At 29.3% G+C, this 19,681-nt stretch carries 14 protein-coding genes; 5 read left to right on the top strand and 9 right to left on the bottom strand.

Annotated features, from left to right (window positions below):
* Nucleotides 1–9: 9 nt before the first annotated feature.
* Entirely contained in the window at nt 10–1,503 is a 1,494-nt protein-coding gene (locus tag EV195_RS13835; RefSeq protein ID WP_165915744.1) for a T9SS type A sorting domain-containing protein, read from the bottom strand.
* A gap of 336 nt (nt 1,504–1,839) precedes the next feature.
* Here EV195_RS13835 and EV195_RS13830 point away from each other — a divergent pair, with 336 nt between their 5' ends.
* A complete protein-coding gene (locus EV195_RS13830; protein WP_132795559.1) occupies nt 1,840–4,383 on the top strand; it encodes a ligand-binding sensor domain-containing protein in 2,544 nt (847 codons plus the stop codon).
* Between the two features lie 5 nt (nt 4,384–4,388).
* On the opposite strand, the gene EV195_RS13825 is transcribed toward EV195_RS13830, so the two are convergent.
* Both EV195_RS13825 and EV195_RS13820 read right to left on the bottom strand, forming a co-directional pair.
* Nucleotides 4,389–5,129 (bottom strand): NYN domain-containing protein, encoded by a 741-nt coding sequence (locus tag EV195_RS13825; protein WP_132795558.1) that lies wholly within the window; start codon nt 5,127–5,129, stop codon nt 4,389–4,391.
* Between the two features lie 143 nt (nt 5,130–5,272).
* Nucleotides 5,273–6,469, bottom strand: a complete 1,197-nt coding sequence (locus tag EV195_RS13820) for a response regulator (RefSeq protein ID WP_132795557.1) — start codon at nt 6,467–6,469, stop codon at nt 5,273–5,275.
* 183 nt (nt 6,470–6,652) lie between these two features.
* On the opposite strand from EV195_RS13820, the gene EV195_RS13815 reads away from it, so the two are divergent.
* Genes EV195_RS13815 through EV195_RS13805 form a run of 3 tightly spaced genes read left to right on the top strand, consistent with a single transcriptional unit; the run spans nt 6,653 to nt 12,473 of the window.
* Nucleotides 6,653–9,742 carry a glycosyltransferase family protein gene (locus tag EV195_RS13815; protein WP_132795556.1) on the top strand — a complete coding sequence of 1,030 codons (3,090 nt, stop codon included), beginning with the start codon at nt 6,653–6,655 and terminating at the stop codon, nt 9,740–9,742.
* The gene (locus tag EV195_RS13810; protein ID WP_132795555.1) at nt 9,739–10,941 is read left to right on the top strand and encodes a hypothetical protein; all 1,203 of its coding nucleotides are present in this window, start codon (nt 9,739–9,741) and stop codon (nt 10,939–10,941) included. The genes EV195_RS13815 and EV195_RS13810 overlap by 4 nt, the downstream gene beginning before the upstream one ends.
* Complete coding sequence (locus tag EV195_RS13805) at nt 10,935–12,473, top strand: glycoside hydrolase family 2 TIM barrel-domain containing protein (RefSeq protein ID WP_132795554.1); 1,539 nt, start codon at nt 10,935–10,937, stop codon at nt 12,471–12,473. Before EV195_RS13810 ends, EV195_RS13805 begins: the two co-directional genes overlap by 7 nt.
* Here EV195_RS13805 and EV195_RS13800 read toward each other — a convergent pair.
* From EV195_RS13800 to EV195_RS13790, 3 genes are all read right to left on the bottom strand, one after another.
* Nucleotides 12,463–13,680: a glycosyltransferase gene (locus EV195_RS13800; protein ID WP_132795553.1), complete on the bottom strand. Its 1,218-nt coding sequence runs from the start codon at nt 13,678–13,680 to the stop codon at nt 12,463–12,465. The genes EV195_RS13805 and EV195_RS13800 overlap by 11 nt on opposite strands.
* 107 nt (nt 13,681–13,787) lie before the next feature.
* On the bottom strand, nt 13,788–15,044 hold the full coding sequence (locus tag EV195_RS13795) for an oligosaccharide flippase family protein (RefSeq protein WP_207899792.1): 1,257 nt from the start codon (nt 15,042–15,044) through the stop codon (nt 13,788–13,790).
* Between the two features lie 18 nt (nt 15,045–15,062).
* Nucleotides 15,063–15,341, bottom strand: coding sequence for a hypothetical protein (locus EV195_RS13790; RefSeq protein WP_132795551.1), 279 nt, complete (start codon nt 15,339–15,341; stop codon nt 15,063–15,065).
* A 139-nt stretch (nt 15,342–15,480) separates the two neighbouring features.
* Here EV195_RS13790 and EV195_RS13785 point away from each other — a divergent pair, with 139 nt between their 5' ends.
* Nucleotides 15,481–17,556, top strand: coding sequence for a tetratricopeptide repeat protein (locus EV195_RS13785; RefSeq protein WP_132795550.1), 2,076 nt, complete (start codon nt 15,481–15,483; stop codon nt 17,554–17,556).
* Nucleotides 17,557–17,573: 17 nt separating this feature from the next.
* On the opposite strand, the gene EV195_RS13780 is transcribed toward EV195_RS13785, so the two are convergent.
* From EV195_RS13780 to EV195_RS13770, 3 genes are read right to left on the bottom strand one after another with little or no spacing between them, the layout of a single operon-like run.
* The gene (locus tag EV195_RS13780; protein WP_132795549.1) at nt 17,574–18,305 is read right to left on the bottom strand and encodes a LytR/AlgR family response regulator transcription factor; all 732 of its coding nucleotides are present in this window, start codon (nt 18,303–18,305) and stop codon (nt 17,574–17,576) included.
* A 5-nt stretch (nt 18,306–18,310) separates the two neighbouring features.
* Nucleotides 18,311–18,628, bottom strand: a complete 318-nt coding sequence (locus tag EV195_RS13775) for an Hpt domain-containing protein (RefSeq protein WP_132795548.1) — start codon at nt 18,626–18,628, stop codon at nt 18,311–18,313.
* 2 nt (nt 18,629–18,630) lie between these two features.
* Nucleotides 18,631–19,674, bottom strand: a complete 1,044-nt coding sequence (locus EV195_RS13770; protein WP_132795547.1) for a sensor histidine kinase — start codon at nt 19,672–19,674, stop codon at nt 18,631–18,633.
* Between the last annotated feature and the right edge of the window lie 7 nt (nt 19,675–19,681).

Raw genomic sequence — 19,681 nt, 5'->3', positions numbered from 1 at the left:
TTTTAAAATTTATTCTTTAATTATTTTTAATGTGTAAGTTGTCTCTCTTCCTATAAGTTTAGCCAAGTAAACGCCTGAAATTTCTCTAGTTAAGTCTACTTCTATATTCGAAGCTATTCTATTGGTTGAAAAAATTAATCTTCCATACATATCATGAACTTGTAATTCAATAATACTATTCACTAAAGATTCATCAATTTCTAAAGTAGTTGTTGATTTCGTAGGATTTGGATAAGCACTTATTAGTTCTTCAATAACTACATCATCTCCATTACTTTTAGATTCGCAGTATTTTGGTGTAGAGTATACCACTTTTTGTCCCTTTAACCCTTTTTTCGATTTCCAAAATTGATATCTATCATATACAAAATCACCACTATAAGTAGGCATTACAGCATTAAAAACTACGATATCTGATGGTTTACCTTGGTTTGGCCAACTTCTAGAGTCTATTTCTACAAGTTTTCCAAACATTGAAAAAGCATGCCCAGCAACAGGAATGTTAGAAGAATCTGAACTCCACCAACCAGAAGGACCCTTGGAATATTCAAATGAGTTACCATTTGATTCAAAGACATGTAATTTATAATCTCCAGGGCCGTAATCATAAAATACGGCAATATCGTCATAATTATTACCATCTCTATCTATGTTTAATGAAATTACACGTCCAGTAACTTTATTAGCTGAATATCCTGTTGCATTCCACCATCCAAATGAACTTTGATAAGTAAAACTAGATCCATTAGAAATCCAAACATGAATTCGAGTACCGCCATTCCCATAATCGTAAAAAGCAGCAATATCATCAACTCTCCCATCATGATCGAAGTCTCCAGAAACTACTCGATGAGTTATTTTATCGGCAGAATATCCAGTACTATTCCACCAACCTACACTACTAGAATAGGTAAAGGTGTTTCCATTTGAACGAAAAGTGTGAATTCGAGTTTCTCCGTTACCATAGTCATAAAATACAGCAATATCATCCCATTTTTCATCACCATCAAAGTCACCAGAAACAACTCTTCCTGTTATTTTATCAGGATCATATCCATCAAGTGTATATACGGTACTTTGCGTAAATGTTGGTTGAGAAGCACCATTACTCTGGAACAAATCAAAGCGCATACTTGAAGCTCCTGTTTTATAAATCAAAATAAAATCATCTATATGACCGTCATTATCAAAATCTCCTCGAACCATTCTTCCGTTAACTTTGGTTAAATCGTAATAAATTACATTTGAACTTTTTTGTAAAACTCTTTCTCCACTTCCATCACTTGTGAGTAAATCAATAGTAAAAGAATCATAAGCAATAGTAGCTGCAGGAATTTTATTTAGCATTACTATATCATTAATCAAATGATCATTTGAGTTGTTTTGAGTAAAATTACCAGATACTACATATTGTGAATGGTAAGGACGCATTTCACAATCTTGTGCCATTGATAGATTCATTGTCAAGATTGAGATTGCAAAAAAGAGTAAAGCTTTTTTCATAATTTTCATTTTTTACTTGTTTTTAAATAGTTTTTTAATTCTCTTATCATATCGTTAAAACAATTTTTTTTAACCGTAGATAATTTTTTAGTTGTGACTAAAATATTTTGTGACAAACAAAAATCACCCTCTAAAAAAAGCTTTGTGACGAACCATGTAATTAAAAGTGATAAACATTAGTTTTTTATAAATCAAGTCTGAAAAACTAAAACAAAACGCCTAAAACTCCTGTAAACAAAGAAAAAGTGATGAACACGTATATATTAGTGACGAACAATAAAACAAGTTATATTCCATGTGGTAATTAATATTACATTTGTTAAAAACCATATTTTTTTGAAGTTACAATTCACATTTTTAATCTTTATTATTTTTCTTCAGACAGGAAATACACAAGAATTTATTTACAAAAACTTTAGTATTGATGAAGGATTACCTAGCTCTGAGGTTTACGATATGTATCAGGACAAATTAGGGTATATTTGGTTTGCTACTGATAAAGGTCTCTCTCGCTACAATGGTTATGAATTTGAAAATTTCACTACAAAAGATAGTTTACCAGGAAATACAATACTAGATTTTTACCCTCAAAAAAATGGAAGAGTATATTGCTATGAATACCATAGCAAAAGTTTGTTTTATTTCAATTCAAATTTTGATGGTTTTCATAATTACAACTATAATCATTTGCTTAGAGAACAATTAGCTAGTAATCAAGTTTTAAAGAGTATCCATTTTGACGAAAGCGGAACACTATATGTTGGTGGTTATGGAATTAAAGGCTTAATCAAAATAACTTCAGATGGTATACTCACACAAGATTATAACCATATAGAGGGAGACGAACAAAATGGTTTTGATATTAAATTAGGTGTTGTGCCTGAAAAAAATATTGTATTTGCTGTTTACTCAGATTACCAATCTAGTAAAGATGTAATTTTTATAAAACAAAAAAACAATCTTACTTCTAGGTTAGATATTGTAAAATTAAAAGATAATCAAATCATCTTTTTGGATGAAAAATTAGGTACTCGATCAAAAGATGGAATTATAAAATATTATAACGAAAATCTCAATCCGACTGGTATTAAACGTATAAACGATTCGCTTTTCTTTGTGGGTTATTATAATAACGGAGCTGAAATTAGAGATGCTTCTGGTAAAGTTCATCAAAAATTTTTACCAAACAAATCGGTATCTGATTTTTTAATTGATAAAGAAGGTGGCTATTGGTTTAGTACTTTAGATGATGGAATCTACTACATTAAAAACCCGAAAATAAAAACTCTTATCAATTCCCATATTACTTCACTAACCAAAGATGATAAAGATTACTTATTTATTGGTTTTAACAATGGAAATATTGGAAAAATTCAAAATAGATCAATAAAATTACTTTATACAGGAAAAAACAATAATGTAGCCTTAGTACAATTCGATAAAAATAACAAATCGTTATTAGGGTATAGTGATGCAAAACTTTTTAATTATACTAGTGGGAAATCAATAATAAATTCCTTTGCCAACAAACTTCCTGAAAACATAGGTCATCCAATATTAAAATCGAGTAACAATACATTTGCTATACTACGTAATGATAGTATAATTCATTACCATATAAATAACCACGTTCATGATGTTAGTTACCTCAATAACACATTTTACATAGCTACTTCTTCTGGTTTATTAATCAAAAAAAATAATGAATCTACACCTCAACGATTTCTTGATAGTTTGAATGTTAGAATCGATGATATAGATGTAAGTGAACAAACTAACACCATTTATATGGCAACGCAAGATGCTGGTGTAATTGTTTATAATGATAGTATTTACAGTATAAATAAAGACAATGGGCTTACCAACAACATTATCAATGAAGTACATATTGAAAATGACTCAACTGTCTGGGCCTGCAGTAATACTGGATTAAATAAAATTTCATTTCCTAAAAGAAGTAAAAAATTTTCAGTAACTACAATTACCACTTCTGATGGATTATTAAGTAATGATATTGACGATATTGAGATTATTAATGATACTGTTTGGGTAGCTACTAAAAAGGGACTATGCTTTTTTGAAAAGCAATTTTTAGATGAAAAAAACACCTCTATAATACTATCGCTTTCTTTAAAGGAAGTTAATGTAAATAAGGAAAAAATAATAGCTAAAGAAAAATCAAAGTTAAATTATAATGCCAACAATATTGAATTTAAACTTCAAGCTATTTCACTAAAAAACAGCTACAATATAAATTATTTGTATCGCTTAAAAGAAATTGATACAACATGGTATTCAACTAAAAATAGAACTATTAGCTTTCCTTCATTATCTCCTGGAAAGTATACCTTTCAATCGAAAGTAGCAGTTAATGGTAAAATCTCAAATCAAGAAATTGTGTACTCTTTTCAAATATTACCTCCTTTTTGGAAAAGATGGTGGTTTTATAGTTTATCTGTAGTTCTTTTTATTGGATTGATATACCTCTTCTTTAGAATAAGAGTACTAACATATAATAAAGATATTGTTAGAGAATTAATGCGTTTAGCTATTAAAAAACTAAAACCAAATGATCAGTTTTACAATTTTAGAGCTAATGGAGTTGATTTTAAAATTCCTACAAATCAAATTTTATACATTAATTCTCAAGGAAATTATTTAGATATTATTACCACCAAAAAAACGTTTACTATTCGTTGTAAAATAGGTGATTTTATCGACACAACTCCAGATTCTTTAGAATATTTAAGAGTTCATAGATCGTATATTATTAGAATTGATCAAGTTTCTAGCAAAGGAAAAAACTGGGTAGTGATTAACGAACAACAGATACCTGTAGGTGAAACCTATTTGCATCAATTAGATAAAATTAAATTTTAAAAATATTATTTCTTCTTTCTTGATGGCACCTTCTTTTTTATCCTAACATAAATTAATTTGTTATTATTTTTCTGATTCTCTCTTTGTTCAATATCAAATTTACCGGTAGATTTTATTAAAGGCGTTAATTTTTGAAAGCCGTAGTTTCTTGAGTCAAAATTTGGTCTTTTTTGCTGAATTAAGCTACCAACATCACCAAGAAAAGCCCATCCATCTTCATCCGATAAATCGTTGATTGTAGCAGAGATTAAATCCAATTCTTTCTTGGTTATTTTATCTACTGAAGGTTCTTTAGTTTCAATTTTTTCCTCCGTTTGTTTCTTTAAAATTTCGATATAAATAAAACGATCACACGCTACAATAAAAGGATTTGGTGTTTTCTTTTCTCCAATTCCAATTACATTCATTCCTGCTTCTCTTAAACGAGTTGCTAATCTGGTAAAATCGCTATCACTAGAAACCAAGCAAAAACCATCTACTTTACCACTATATAAAATATCCATAGCATCTATTATCATAGCAGAGTCTGTAGCATTTTTACCTCTTGTATATCCGTATTGCTGAATAGGTATGATTGCATTTTCAAGAAGTAAATTCTTCCATTTTGACAAGCCTGGTCGTGTCCAATCTCCATATATTCTTTTAATAGTTGGATTACCATATTTAGCTATTTCTTCCATCATCTCTTCTACATAGGCAGAAGGTATATTATCACCATCAATTAAAACAGCTATATTATTTTTCATGTTAGTTTCTATTTTTCTAGATTTTCCTTAAAGTTAACACTATTCAAAGAATTAACCTGAAACTAGCTCTAAAAACAGTAAAGCGCATTACCTAAAATGCGCTTTGATCTGATTGTTACAAAATAATAAATGCTAGTACCCCACTAGTTTAAAACTATTTTTTTTTCCGAAATCAGCTCGAAACTCGAGTTAGATTTTTTCTTTCTATTGTAATGCCACGCTATTTGCCCTAATTGCATGATAATTTTGAAAGAATCTTTCATTGATAACTTAGAACCATCTGCGTGAATCCATCTCTTTAAAGGTTGTTCACATAATAACTGTCTCGCTTTATCTAATCCATAATGAAGTGTAACTCTTCTAAAAATTTCAACATCAAATATCCATTTAGAAACAAATTTGTCTCGGAAAGATATTTCGATAACATCTCTGTGAAAAATTTTCGCCCCACATTGTGTGTCTTTAAAATCCATAGAAAGGATTTTTCGTATAATGAAATTAATAGTTTGGCTAATAATTTTTCTAGCAGATTCTTTGGTAATATTAGCTCCCATCCTACTAATTCTGGAACCACTAACAATTTTATAGTCCGAATTTTCGATAGTGGACACTAAATCATCAAAATCTCTTAAATCCGTAGACAAATCTGCATCTAAAAAACCTATAAAATCTAGACCCTCTTCTTTAAGCATATGTAACATACCTTGCCTAACAGCCTCTGCTTTTCCACCATTCTGTTCACAGTCATACACTGTAATAAAATCTTCTCTACCTTTTCTAATTTCGTGTAAAACCTCTAAGGTTTTATCTTTACTACCGTCATTCACAAAACATAAATGATACCCAGTAGTGTTATCTATAAAATTTGTGAATTCATCACTTAATAACCTTTTTTCTTCATTATAACATGGAATTACAACTCCAACGCATCTTTTTTGAATAATGACCTCGTTATATTGTTTCGATTTTTCTTGTTCTTCTGGTGAAGCGATTAATCTTTTAACTCTAGTACAAACTTCAGATAAGCTCAATGGTTTTTTCATGTATTCCTCTACTCCCAATTCAAATCCTTGAGTAATAATATTGTTATCAGTATTTCCAGACAATACCATAATTGGTGTATCCGATTTATCGTAAAATCTAATATGCTTCACTACTTCAATTCCTGATAAACCAGGCATATTAATATCTACTATTACCAAATCTGGTTTTATTCTATCATACAATGCAATACCTCTATTGGCATTTGTTTCTGTATAAACTTCGTAACCTAATTCTTTTAATCTATTCTCTAATGGAATTAAAACTAATCTTTGATCGTCTATTGCTAATATTTTCATGATGTGGGGTTTTATTATGATTCAACAACACTGTAAAAGTAGTTTTGAATTTAATTCAAAAACCATATCTGTATCAAAATGAAGATTTCTAATGATGAATGGTAGTTTACTATTGCTTAATTAATTTTAGGACTTATTTAATTAAATTATATTTATATTATAGAAAAATTAGCTTCTTTTTTAATGAAAAGTGTTTCTAACAAATATTTAATTACTGCTTTACTACTATGTGTTGTATTTCATGGTAGTACTGTTTTTTTTACATTAGAAACTACTTATGATGCTTTAATACACTTATTCTTTGCCGATCATTACGCAACTAATTGGTTTGAACATTGGAATTACAAATGGTATACAGGGTTTTCTGTTATGGGATATCCTCCATTAGTGCATCAATTAATAGCTGCGCTTTCATTAATTGGTGGTTTAAAATTTGGGCTTTTTACTGTAGCCATTATTGCTTCAGTTTTATTTGTAACTGGAGTTTATAGATACTCATTATTAATAACTGGAAATACAACTGTTGCTGGATATGCATCAATACTAGCTGTATTTTCATCTTCTTTTGTAGAAACACTACATATTTTTGGTCAACTTCCTAGTATTATGGGAGTTTCTATATTAATGCATGCGTTGCCAGAAATATATTCATGGCTAAAAACTGGTAATTATAAATATTTTTTTACCTCATTATCCTTACTTTCAGTAACCGTTACCTCGCATCATGTAACTCCGATATTTGGAATGGTGTTTTTTATATTACCGCTTGTTGGAATGGTTGTTATGGATATTGCCAGAGAACAAGTATCTTCTTATAAAGAGGTAACCTTAAAACTTTTTTTAAATGTCTTTGGAAAACAATTTAAGCGAAACATCTCATTTGTAATTATTGTCCTTGTTTTAATTGTAACCTGTATTTTACCTTATTGGATAAACTCTAAGAAAAACCCTATCACACAAGTTCCAATTCCTCACGGATCTAGAGATAATTTTTTGGAAGTACTTTCTTCTGGCTTAGTATTCTTTTTAATACCTTGGGGAGTACTTCTTTTTTTAATACCCTATTTTATTTATCGATATTTTAGCAAACGCTATTTATTTTTTGGTTTATGCTTTTCCATGTTAATTATTTTAGGAACTGGAGGAACTACGCCTATTCCAAGAATGCTATTAGGGGATAATGCATTTAACATCTTAACATTAGACCGTTTTACGTTGTGGGCTTCTATAATGTCTTTACCATTATTTGGTGAATTTGCTTATCGATTTATAGAAGGTGATTTAAAAGAATTAATACAAAGAAAATTTGGAGCTGTTTATCACAGGCTAATTGGTGGAGTTTTAGCCAGTTTTTTCTTAGGCTTTACAATTTTTACCTTAAGTTTAGGATATTTCAGACCTTCACAACCTCAAAAAATTAACATGTTACCAATTGTTAATTTTTTAAATCAAGATCAACACGATCAGTGGAGATATTTAACGTTAGGGTTTGGTGATCAAATGGCTTGGTTATCTGCACAGACTAAAGCTACTACAGTCGATGGTAATTATCACTCAGCAAGAAGACTTCCTGAGCTTACAACACGCCCGATTGAACGATTAGAAAACTCTAAATTTAAAGGAGTTGCCGGAATAGGTTCTTTACAACAGTTTTTAACGGTACCTGAAAAATACAATCTGAAATATATTTTTTCTAACGATAAGTTTTACGATCCTATTTTATATTTCTGTGGATGGCAACGATTACCTCAATTGGAAAATGGAATTATGGTTTGGGAACGGTTAAACATACCTCCTCTTTCTTCAATTTTACCTAAAGACGAGGTACCAAATTGGCAAAAATTACTATGGGGAATTATTCCTTTTATAACTGTAATTCTTGCTTTTATTTTTAATATTATCCCATTATTTAAAAATGGCTTAAAACTACAACCCAAAATTGTTCCTGACTATTTAAACTTTAAAAATTCGTACTCAAAATTCTCTAATAGGGTCTTAAAAATTACTCATATTTGGTCGGTGTTTATTTTAGTTTTTTTAGGCTACGGATGTTATCTCTTTTATATTAAAAATGATACACAAAGAACACCCGAAAATGTTATCAATACCTATTATAACGCACTAGATTTTAAAGAATTTAAAAAGGCACATAGCCTACTCGATCCTAATAGTAATTTAAGTTTAGCTCAGTATATGCTAGAAATATCAGTTACAGACGGTTTGTTAAGTTCATATGCTAAATTAGATGCTATAAAAACAGCTATTATAAAGGAGTCTGATAGTATCGTAAACATGAAAGTAACAACACATTGGATTACACCTCTTGAGAAAATAAATAAAGTAGAATTTAAAACAGTTATTAAATCGAATAACAAATGGTTTTTAGTACCAGAAAAAAAGGACATTGATTTACCTCCTGACCAATTATATGCTAAAAACAAAACAGGATATTTTAATCAAGGGAGAAGGCGAATAACAACTGAACAAAGTTACCATGAAGATATCTTAAAACAACCTGTTGTTGAAATTGTTACTGCAAAACTGGTAAAACACGATAATAGTTATGCTATTATTGGTGAAGTTCAAAATATAGATAATACTCCTGCTGATATTATTTTAAAAGGAACTTTATACAATGATGATAACAAAGAATTAGCAACTTTCAATGCTAAACATTTAGTAAAACATAAACTAATGCCCAAAGAGGTAAGCTCTTTTAGAATAAATTTTGAAGGTATCGCCTGGTCTAAAACAAAAGACTCAATACCTAAAAAATTTAATCCTGACGAATTTACACCCATTGAACTTGGTGAACAACCTACTAAATTTAATTTGCAATTAGCTGCTAATGTTTCAAATACTGATTTATTTAAAAATCATGTGATTAGTGACCTTAAAATTGATACTACTAAAATTCAAGGCACAATATTTAACAGTGGTTTACAAGAAATTACGGTACCTCAGCTTATCATTACGTATTATACTAAGCTTAAAAAAATGGCTTGGGTAGATCATTTATATTTAGATCAAGGTGTTAGACAACATAGAAAGCGTTATTTTGAATATACGTTAGTTCCAACTTCTAATCTTACAATTATTAGTGAAGATATGAGTAACTGTTACGTTAATGGCTTACCGAATAAAGATGTTTCAGAAAAAATAGTTTCAAATAGAATTCCAAATCATATAGAAGATGTATTACAAAAGATACATCATTCGCAATACGAGTATATTAAAATAGAATTGAATAGTTTTATAGGAAACCCCAAATGATGCTGAGAAAATCTACATATACATTTTTAATTCTTTGGCTGATTTCATTATCAACTTCAGCTCAAGATTCGTTAATACTTTTAAACAAAAAAGAAAGTTTTACCGTTGGGGAATCTATTTCTTTATCATTTAAAAATAGTACTGAAAAATCGTATCAAATGTACTGTTCTACTGGCTATGGAACTACGTTGCTTTCAAGTATAAAGAATGACAATCTACTTATTTTTAAATTTCCTGAGTTTGTAAGCAATAAAACTGGAGTTGTATCTTGGAAAATAGTAGGTTTAAACACTCCTATTTCTGGAAAATTCTTAATTGAACCAGTTCAAAAACCTAATTCTCTTGAAACTTATATTGGTCCCCCAACTATTGAAGCTGGAGGTAAAGATTTTACCATGGCCGTTATAATTCCGACAGATACATTAGACAATCCAATAAAAACTAATTCTGAAGTTATTGTAAAAAAACATGTTTTACAGTCTACTAAAAACCAACAGATTTACACTAACAATCTTATTGCTTACCTGAATATTTTTTCACCTTCACAAACAGGTAGAATGACAGTTTCTTCTGAATCTTTTGGGCTAAACTCTAAAGAGTATGATGTAGATATATTACCTGCTATAGGAACTAATTTTAAGATTTTTTACACAAGAAATCATGAATATGCAGATAGTAATCAAATTACCAAATTTTCAACTTCAATTATAAAAGACAAGAACAACAATATTGTTAGCGATGGAACTTTTGTTGATTTTTACATAACTAATAGTAATGGTAATATTTTAAAGACTTCTGGAACAACAATAAACGGAGTAGCTGAAGCATTCATAGTACATCCAGATTGCGAAGACACTTGGAAAGTTAAAGCATTTATTCAAGGAATTGCGAATAGTGACAGCATAACGCTTTTGTATAAAAAAGCAATAGAGCATATTCCAATAACATTTTCAAAAGATAATCGAAGTAGCAAAGTAGGACCACTTCAAAGTTTTATGAATCAGATGATTCCTGATGGATTAAAAGTTCAACTAACCGTTTATAGAAATGGTAAATTAGAAGGCAGCCTTATCGAACAATCAAAAGATGGATTTGCTACTTTTATACTTGATTCCAATATTTACAAAGCTGGAAATTATGATCTAGAAATTACAGCTGCTTGTAAAACTATAACTCGTAAATCCATAACATTATGGTAAATAGCCATGTAATAAATTTTAAAACCAATAAAAGAATACTTAGAGTATTGCTAATGTTGTCTTACTTAGTTGTTACTTCAATTATTGTTTTTTTATTCAGTTCTTCTTATAGCTATTTTAATACAGGAGCCGATAGAAGTAAATTGCTTCATACTGAAGTTAAAAAAGTAGATCAATACTTACCTAAAATTACTTGGAAAGAAGATGGGAATGAAGGTAGAGAAATGAACTCACAAACATTAAAAAATTTAGAAAATGATTATTTAGATGCATGGTACATTCAGCAAATAGCGTATAAGTCAAACACAACTAAAGGTATAAATGATTATTTTACAGAAAATGCAAGAAAAAACCTATTTGCTTTTATTGAACATAATAAAAATGAAAACATTTTTGTTGATAGTACAACTTTAGAACATCATCCTGACATTTTATTTTTTAGTGAAGATGGTCAGCTAATTGTTTTAGAAGATAAAAATGTTATTCAATACAAAAAAGTTTTTAAGAACAATCAACTCCTTTTTGAAGTAACCGAAAAGTCTGATTACAAAATTATTTTATTGGCTGAGGATGGTTTTTGGCGAATTAGACATATAATTAAAGAAAACACATCAGAAGTAACCAATCAACTCGCAAATAATTCATTTAATATCTCACAGATAAAAGGTATTAATTACTACCCACAAGCAACTCCTTGGAAAATGTTTGGAGATGAATTCGATGCTAAAGTAATTGCGAATGATTTTGAAATTATTAAAAACGCTGGTTTAAACACCATTCGAGTTTTTATTCCTTACGAAGATTTTGGTAAAGCGAAAGTAAAAGATGAAAAACTGCATAAATTAACTCAAGTTTTAGATCTAGCAGAAAAAAGCCAATTAAAAGTTATACTTACATTATTCGATTTTTATGGCAACTATGAAACGTCAGATTGGACCTTAAACCACAGGCATGCTGAAACTATTGTTTCTACATTTAAAAATCACCCTGCATTACTTGCTTGGGATCTTAAAAACGAACCTAATTTAGATTTTGATTCTAGAGGAAAACAACAAATTATATCTTGGCTTGAGCATTTAATTGTCTTGGTGAAATCAATAGACGAAAAACACCCTATAACAATTGGCTGGTCTAATGCAGAAAGTGCTACAATTTTAAAAGACAAAGTAGATTTTATCTCTTTCCACTATTATGGAGATTATAAAAGCTTTGAAAATATATATGATAAAATAAAAGAAGAAGCTCCAAATAAGGGGATTATTTTAGGGGAATTTGGAACCTCTTCTTATTCGGGTTTGTGGAAACCCATACGTAAATCAAAAAACAAACAAGCTACGTATCACAGGGAAATGCAAAAAATACTTACCTACAAAAACATTCCCTTTATATCATGGACCCTTTATGATTTTGATAAAATTCCAAAAGAAGTGATTGGACGATTACCCTGGAGAACACAACCACAGAAAAAATTTGGATTTATCGATAGTAAAGGGAATAAAAAACCATCTTTTCAATATATATCTAAAGAATAGAATTAGTAGAAATTTCTGTTGTTGAAACAAATCTTTTATCTCCTATTCTTTCAAAATCTTCTAAATAAATTTCCGCTATTCTAGACATAGGATATGCAGTAGCTGCTTTATAATTAGCTTTGCCCAATTCGATTCTATAGGAATCATTTGAAACTATGTTTTTAATAGCTTCTGCTAAGCTATCAACATTTTCAGTTTCAAAAAACTCTCCTCTATAACCTTCTTCTTTAATTAATGTTGCTAAATCTCCCAAGTTTGGCATTACTACAGCCTTACCATAACTACCTGCCTGGTGCAACACCCCTGAACTTCCAGTGGTAGATGTATAAGGAAAAACAACTACTGCGCTATCATTAAATAATTCTTCAACTTTATGTTCTTCTACATATCCCGTAAACGTTAAGTTTGGCACATGTTTATATTGCTCTTGTACCTTAGCTAAATATCCTGGTACATTAGGGTTATCTGTTCCTGCGATAACAATTTCTAGATCAAGATTAGAAGTCTTACGTATTTTTTCTACTGCCTCAATCATTGATTCTACTTTTTTATATGTTCCAAACTTTCCAAACGTCATCACTTTTAAAGCTCCTTTTTTTAGCTTATAAGATGGTTCTTCAATCACCTCAAAAGTACCGTGTGGAATCATTTTAACATTATCGACTTTATATTTATTCTTAAGAGTTGTTACATACTTTTCCATTGTAACAGCTACCAAATCGGCTTTTAAAACTAGTTTTGTTAAAACTGTTCCTATCGAATTATAAATTACTTGAAGTACTTTATTTGAAGTAAATCCAGCACTTTTTAGATCGACTTGCTCTAAAATATTATGCAATAAAACAATCGTTGGAATTTTCTTTAACTTACACAATAATGGTAGTGTTAAACCTAAAGCTGCTGGAATTTTTTTATCTCCGAATTTCATGAATTGAAGATTAAACAAAACCGAATCTGGATTTGTTTGATTAATGGCTTTTAACACACTAAAAACATTCGTATAACTATTAAACTCCCAACATTCTTTAATGGTAATCTTACATCCTGCTTCCGAAAATTCAATATCTTTAGCATCCGTAGTTTTATCAGTCAACAAAACTATTTCAGTAATTTTTTCATTTTTTCTAAAGCTTTTAACTAAATGATAAGCATACTCATTTAAAGTTACTTTACTAGGTGGATACGCGGTTACGATTGCTAATTTCATAATATGTGTTTTTTGTTTTTTGATAGTCTAAATTTCTGATTAAAAGAGGAAAAAAAAGTCCTTCTATTGCTTAATGGTAATTTTCTGATGCTAAATGGAAAAAAGCCTCACACATTCAGATTTTTGTTTTTCCTTTCGGTTACTAAAAAATAAAGTAGCTGTAACACTAACAGGAATGTCATTACATACACTTGCATCATAATCACTTGATTAATTGAATTATGAAACTGTACGATTAACCCAATTTGAGCAATTCCAAATAGTCCAGAAAAAACTACAGGTAAGTACTTATCTAAAGACAAATAGTAATAGGTAAAAATGTTTGATATCGCAAAAACTCCTGTTGCTAATGCATATTTCCAAAGCAAATTACTAACCTCTAAATATCCATCACCAAAAAGAAGTGTAATTACTTCCTTAGGAAACAAAAAACATACAACTATTATCATAGAAGTAATTACACCTATATAACTTACATACTTAAAAAGAACTGGTTTAGTTGGTTTACCTTCTTTTTTTAATTTAACTACAACTGGTAATAATATCATTACAAACATCCATGCAATAAAATATACAACTCTACCTATAAGCGCTAAAGAAGCATATAAACCAGCATCGTATGAAGTGAAATAATGTTTTACAAGTAGTATATCACTATTATTAATAATGATTTGTGTTAATTCGTAAAAAACAGTGATAATAAAAAAACTGCGAACTGCTTTAGTCTGAGATTCGCTTAACTGAATTGTATTTTTGAATGAAATATTCTTAGTTTTAAATGGAAACAAACCAAATAAAAACGATCCTAAAACTCCTAATGCAATGATTACAGAAGATTCTATTTTTAGAAGATATAAGAATGTAAACGTTAAAATTAATCGGCTAATCATTTCCATCTGATACGTTCCTGATAAGGATAATAGTTCTTTATTTCCTTGAAATACTCCACGATTAACACTCATCAAAAAATAAAATGGTACTCCAATACCAAATATCACAAACATAGCAGATGAACTCGTTTTAAAAACACTTTGAAGATTGGTTGAAAAGTAAATGATAAGCATTCCTAATAGTAAACTTATTACTAAAGCACCTTTATACATTTTTGAAATAAAAGAAGTGTAAGTATTTCCTTCAAAAATAACAGCAAACTTTGCCGTTACTAATTGAAAGGTCATTGCTAGAAAAGATAAAACCAATAAAAAAGTGATTATTATGGCAGCATCTGCAAATTTTTCTGGACCTAAAACTCTTCCAAGTATTAAGTTATATAAATAATTACCTCCATTAACAATTAAAGCACTGAGCATAAAAATATGCTCAGTTGCAATTTTAAATTTTGATTGTTTCAATACTGCTATCATAATCTTAGAGATTTCTTATTATGCTACTAAATTTGTTTCAAAATGCTCGTAGATATCTTTACATCCATAACCTCTAATTGAGAAACTCATGCTGCTTTTTAATGCATTTAACCATAGCTTTTTAATAGCTTCCATTCCATCATTATCAATTTCACTTACTTCATCAATATTGATAACTATATTTTTAAATTTTTCTGCATAGTATTCTACATGAGTAATAAACATTATTGCAGTTGTGCAGTTAATTCTTCCTTCAAAATGAAGTGTTCCCTTTTTTAATGTTACTTGTAATGCCATGATGTATGTTTTTTAATTATTGATATCGCTAATTTCATTTTAAAATCAATAAAAAAAATACATGTATGGTCTAAAAACCATTTTCTGGGGTTTAATGATTAAATGGTATTGCTTAACTTGTAGTCAATAAAAAAGCAATATGAAAGTCAAACGTTTTATCATAGTTTATTTACTATTTACCTGTTATTTTGGGGTTACTCAAGATATGAAAGAGGGTTTTTCTTATCTAGAAAATGGAAAATATCAACAAGCTGAACTTTTTTTTGAAACTATATTAAAAGATTATCCAAGTAACAAAACCGCTCGATTATGTTACGGTAGAGCCGTTGGTTTAAATGGAAACTCTGATAAAGCAGTTACTATTTTTAAAAAACTGTTGGAAGCGTATCCCACAGATTATGAAATAAAATTGAATTATGCTGAATCGTTACTTTGGAATAATAAATTCTCATCAGCAAAAGAATATTATAAAGATTTAGTAGCAGAAGACAGTACAAGTTTTCCAGCATTGTTGGGATATGCTAATACCTTTTCTAACCTAAAAGAATACAATAAAGCCTTAACGTATGTTGATAAAGCCTTGGTTGTATCTCCAGGAAATAACAACGCTTTGCTTTCAAAAAAGTATATCCGGTTTGGATTGGCTAACAATAAAATTCAAACTCAAGATTACAAGGAAGCTGAAGATATTTTATTGGAAAATTTAAATGATTTTGAAGATGACACAGAAACGCTACAAAACTTAGCCAACTTGTATCTGATTTCCGAACAAAATAATAAAGCACAACAAACATTTGAACGAATTGGTAAAAACCCAAATGCTATTTTAATTTCTTTAAACGGAATCTCACTCACAAACCATATCAATGAAAAAGATAAGGAAGCTTTAAATGTTAGTACTAAGGCTATGGATCTTATAGATGTTAAAACTATTACTTCTTTAAAAGAGCAAACCATTGAAAGATATATTCAAGCATTGATATGGAATAGAAAATTTAAAGAAGCGGAAAAGGAAATCAATAAGCTTACAACTAAAAATGAAACGTCTGCAAATTGGGTTTTAGCCTTACAAGCTACCTTAAATATCTACAAAAACGATTTTAAAAAAAGTATTCATAAGTATGATTTATTACTAGAAAATGATAGTACTTCTTTCGATGGGAACTTAGGAAAAGCTAATGCTTCAAAGGCTATGGGAGATTTTAAAAATGCTTATGTGTATGCTGACAAGACGTTGCATTTTTATAAAAATCAAAAAGATGCTTTATTTTTTATTAAAAATTTAGATAGAACTTTTACGCCTTTTGTAAATACAAAGGCTTCCTATTCTTTTGATAATGGAAATAATGAGGCTTACTCCTACTCGATTAATAGCGAGTTACCGATTTCTTTAAAATTCAAACTTTTAGGAAATTACAATTACAGGACTAATTCGAATAATATTAGTGATATTAGTGCCAAATCGAACAATTTTAGCTTAGGTTTTTCCTATCAACTACTAAATAATTTAACCTTTACTGGAGATGCAGGTGTTTTTGCTTCTGAATCTGACGCAAATAATTACACTCAGTTTTTAACTAATCTGAGCTTTAATTTTAAACCGTTTAAACTTCAAAATCTCGATTTTGGTTATAAAAGAGAAATGCAAAATTTTAATACAGAGCTTCAGGATAGAGAAATTATTCAAGATAACTTCTTTGTTAATTATAGTTTGAACACCAACTTTAACCTTGGATTATTTTCTCAATATTTTTACACAACTCAAAATGATAATAACACCAGAAATTTACTGTTTGCCTCATTATACTATAACATTCTTCAAAAACCTTCTTTGAAAGCAGGTGTGAATTACCAGAATATATCTTTTAAAAATCAAGTTCCAACAATCTATTTTAGTCCGGAGCGATTTAACGCTGCTGAAATATTTATGAATATTATTAAAGATGAAGTAACTATTGATGGAAAAGGATGGTTTTACGAATTAACAGCTGCAACTGGTTTTCAATACATCGAAGATCAAAACAAGCAAAACACATACAGATTTCAAGGAAAATTGGGTTATAAGCTTTCAAACAGAAGTATTATAAATCTGTTCGCAGCGCATAGTAATATTGCTTCAACTATTGCAACTGGATTTACATTTACAGAAATGGGAATTCAGTTTAAATACTATATTTTAAAAAAGCCAATATTTGAAACCTCTAAAATGTTTTAAGAAAAGGAAGTTGTCTTTTATAATAAATCTAGCCTTTTCATTAGGTCTGGCCTGTTAGATCTACTAACTGGAATTACATCTCTATTGATAAGCACACTATTATCTTCTATATCAATTATTTTTTTGACATTAATAATGTAAGATCTATGTACTTTTAAAAAAAGTGAAGAAGGCAACTTTTGCTCAATTTTTTTCAAAGAAGCATGTACTTCATATTCGTTAGCATCTGTTTTTACATAGATATAATCTCCTTTAGCCTGAACATAACAAATTGATGGTAAGTCAATTTTCACTAACCTTCTATCTATGTTTACGTAGAAATCATTTTTATGTTCCTCTTCTTCTTCTTGGTTCGAATTGCTCGTTGGTTTTTCTGAACTATCTAAGTTCTCTAAATAAATAAGTTTTTGAGCTTTTTCAATAGCCTTAGTAAACCTTTCGGCAGAAACAGGTTTTAATAAATAATCTACAATAAAATTATATTCAAATGCCTCAATAGCAAACTTAGAGTCGGATGTAGTAAATATTACTTTAGGCGGATCTTTTAATGTTTTAATAAAGTCCAATCCTGAAAACCCAGGCATGTGAATATCCAAAAAGATTAGGTCTACTTTATTTGAGTGTAAGAATTTAAAGGCATCCATTGAATTAGAAAACTCTTCAACAACATTGATGTCTTTTGTTTCATCGCAAAAAGTTTTAATGATGATTCGGGCCATTTTCTCATCATCAATAACAATACAGTCCATAAAATTTATATAGTTTTCAAATAGTTTGAGATAACTACTAGTATGTTCTCAAAAGCATCTTTTTTATCAGAATTTGATGCTCTCAATTCATTTTCATAATCATTTGCTAGTTTATAAGCTATCTCAAGTCCTAAAATACTAATTTTATGTTTAATTCTATGTACATTCTCGGCTATTAATTTATAGTTTTTGGCTTCTAAACTATCGTAATAATCTTTTTTTTCTTCAGGAAATTCAGTTTTTAAAACCTCCTTTAATTGATTAATGAGTTCTTGATCTCCTCTGGCTAACTCTTTAAGATAATTTAGATTGGGTGTTTCCATTACTATTTTTTTATAGTGAAGTATACCGTAGTTCCTTTATTTAATTCAGATTCTATCCAGACTTTTCCTTGATATACATCTATGATTTTTTTCACAATTGCTAATCCCATTCCTGCCGACTTATAATCGTTTTCTAGTTTAGCAAACGCCACAAATACTTTTTCGAGGTAAGCACTGTCTATTCCTTTTCCGTTATCTTTTACATAAAATTTCCAGTAAGAGTCTGACTCTTCATATCCTACTTCAATTTGCTGATTTTCTTTATCGTTAAACTTTACTGCGTTATCTATTAAATTGATAAACAACTCTTTACAACAATACTTATCTCCATTGAGCGTTGGTAAACTTCTAGGAATATAAATTTTAACGTTCTCTGGCAATCTTAATTCTCTTTGTATGGTAAGAATAACATCATTCAAATCAAAATCTGAATACGTTTTAACCGTTCTGATGATTCTAGAATACTTTCTAATAGAAGCCACTAGTGTATCTATCTTCTCTACGTGCTCTCTTATTAATTCTATATGATTTTTTCCTTCTTCATTAAGATATTCTTTATGATCATCGATTAACCATTGGGTTAATGTTTCTATACTTTGTAGTGGAGAAACCAAATCATGAGAAATCATATGCGTATAATCATTTAACTCCTGATTCTGACGTTCTAGATTATAAAGTAACTTATCCTTTTGTTTATTAATTTTTACAATTTCTTTGGTTTGATTATCAATAAAATCTAATAAACTTAATGTATTCGAGCTTTCAGTAATAGTACCTTCCTCCAACTCATAAGCCTTCAATGTATTTAATACACTTTTTAACTTTTCAATAAGCTTTCGTTGCTCTTTAGTTTCTTCCTTCAGTTTATCACTTGCTTCGGAAAGCTCTTCTGAACTAATAGTTGTGGCTCTTTGTAACATAAGAAACTGGTCATCAGAATTTTCATAAGACCTATTTATAGCATCCAAAAACTCTTCCAGCCTTCCACTCTCCAAAACATCTTTGGGTAAATATTTCCTTATTTGTCTTTTTAAAAGAGAATTCATTATTCTT

It is taken from the genome of Tenacibaculum skagerrakense, assembly GCF_004345825.1.
Classification (GTDB): Bacteria; Bacteroidota; Bacteroidia; order Flavobacteriales; family Flavobacteriaceae; genus Polaribacter; species Polaribacter skagerrakensis.
The sequence above is the reverse complement of the archived record's forward strand: the minus strand, read 5'-3'. Positions and strand labels throughout refer to the sequence as shown.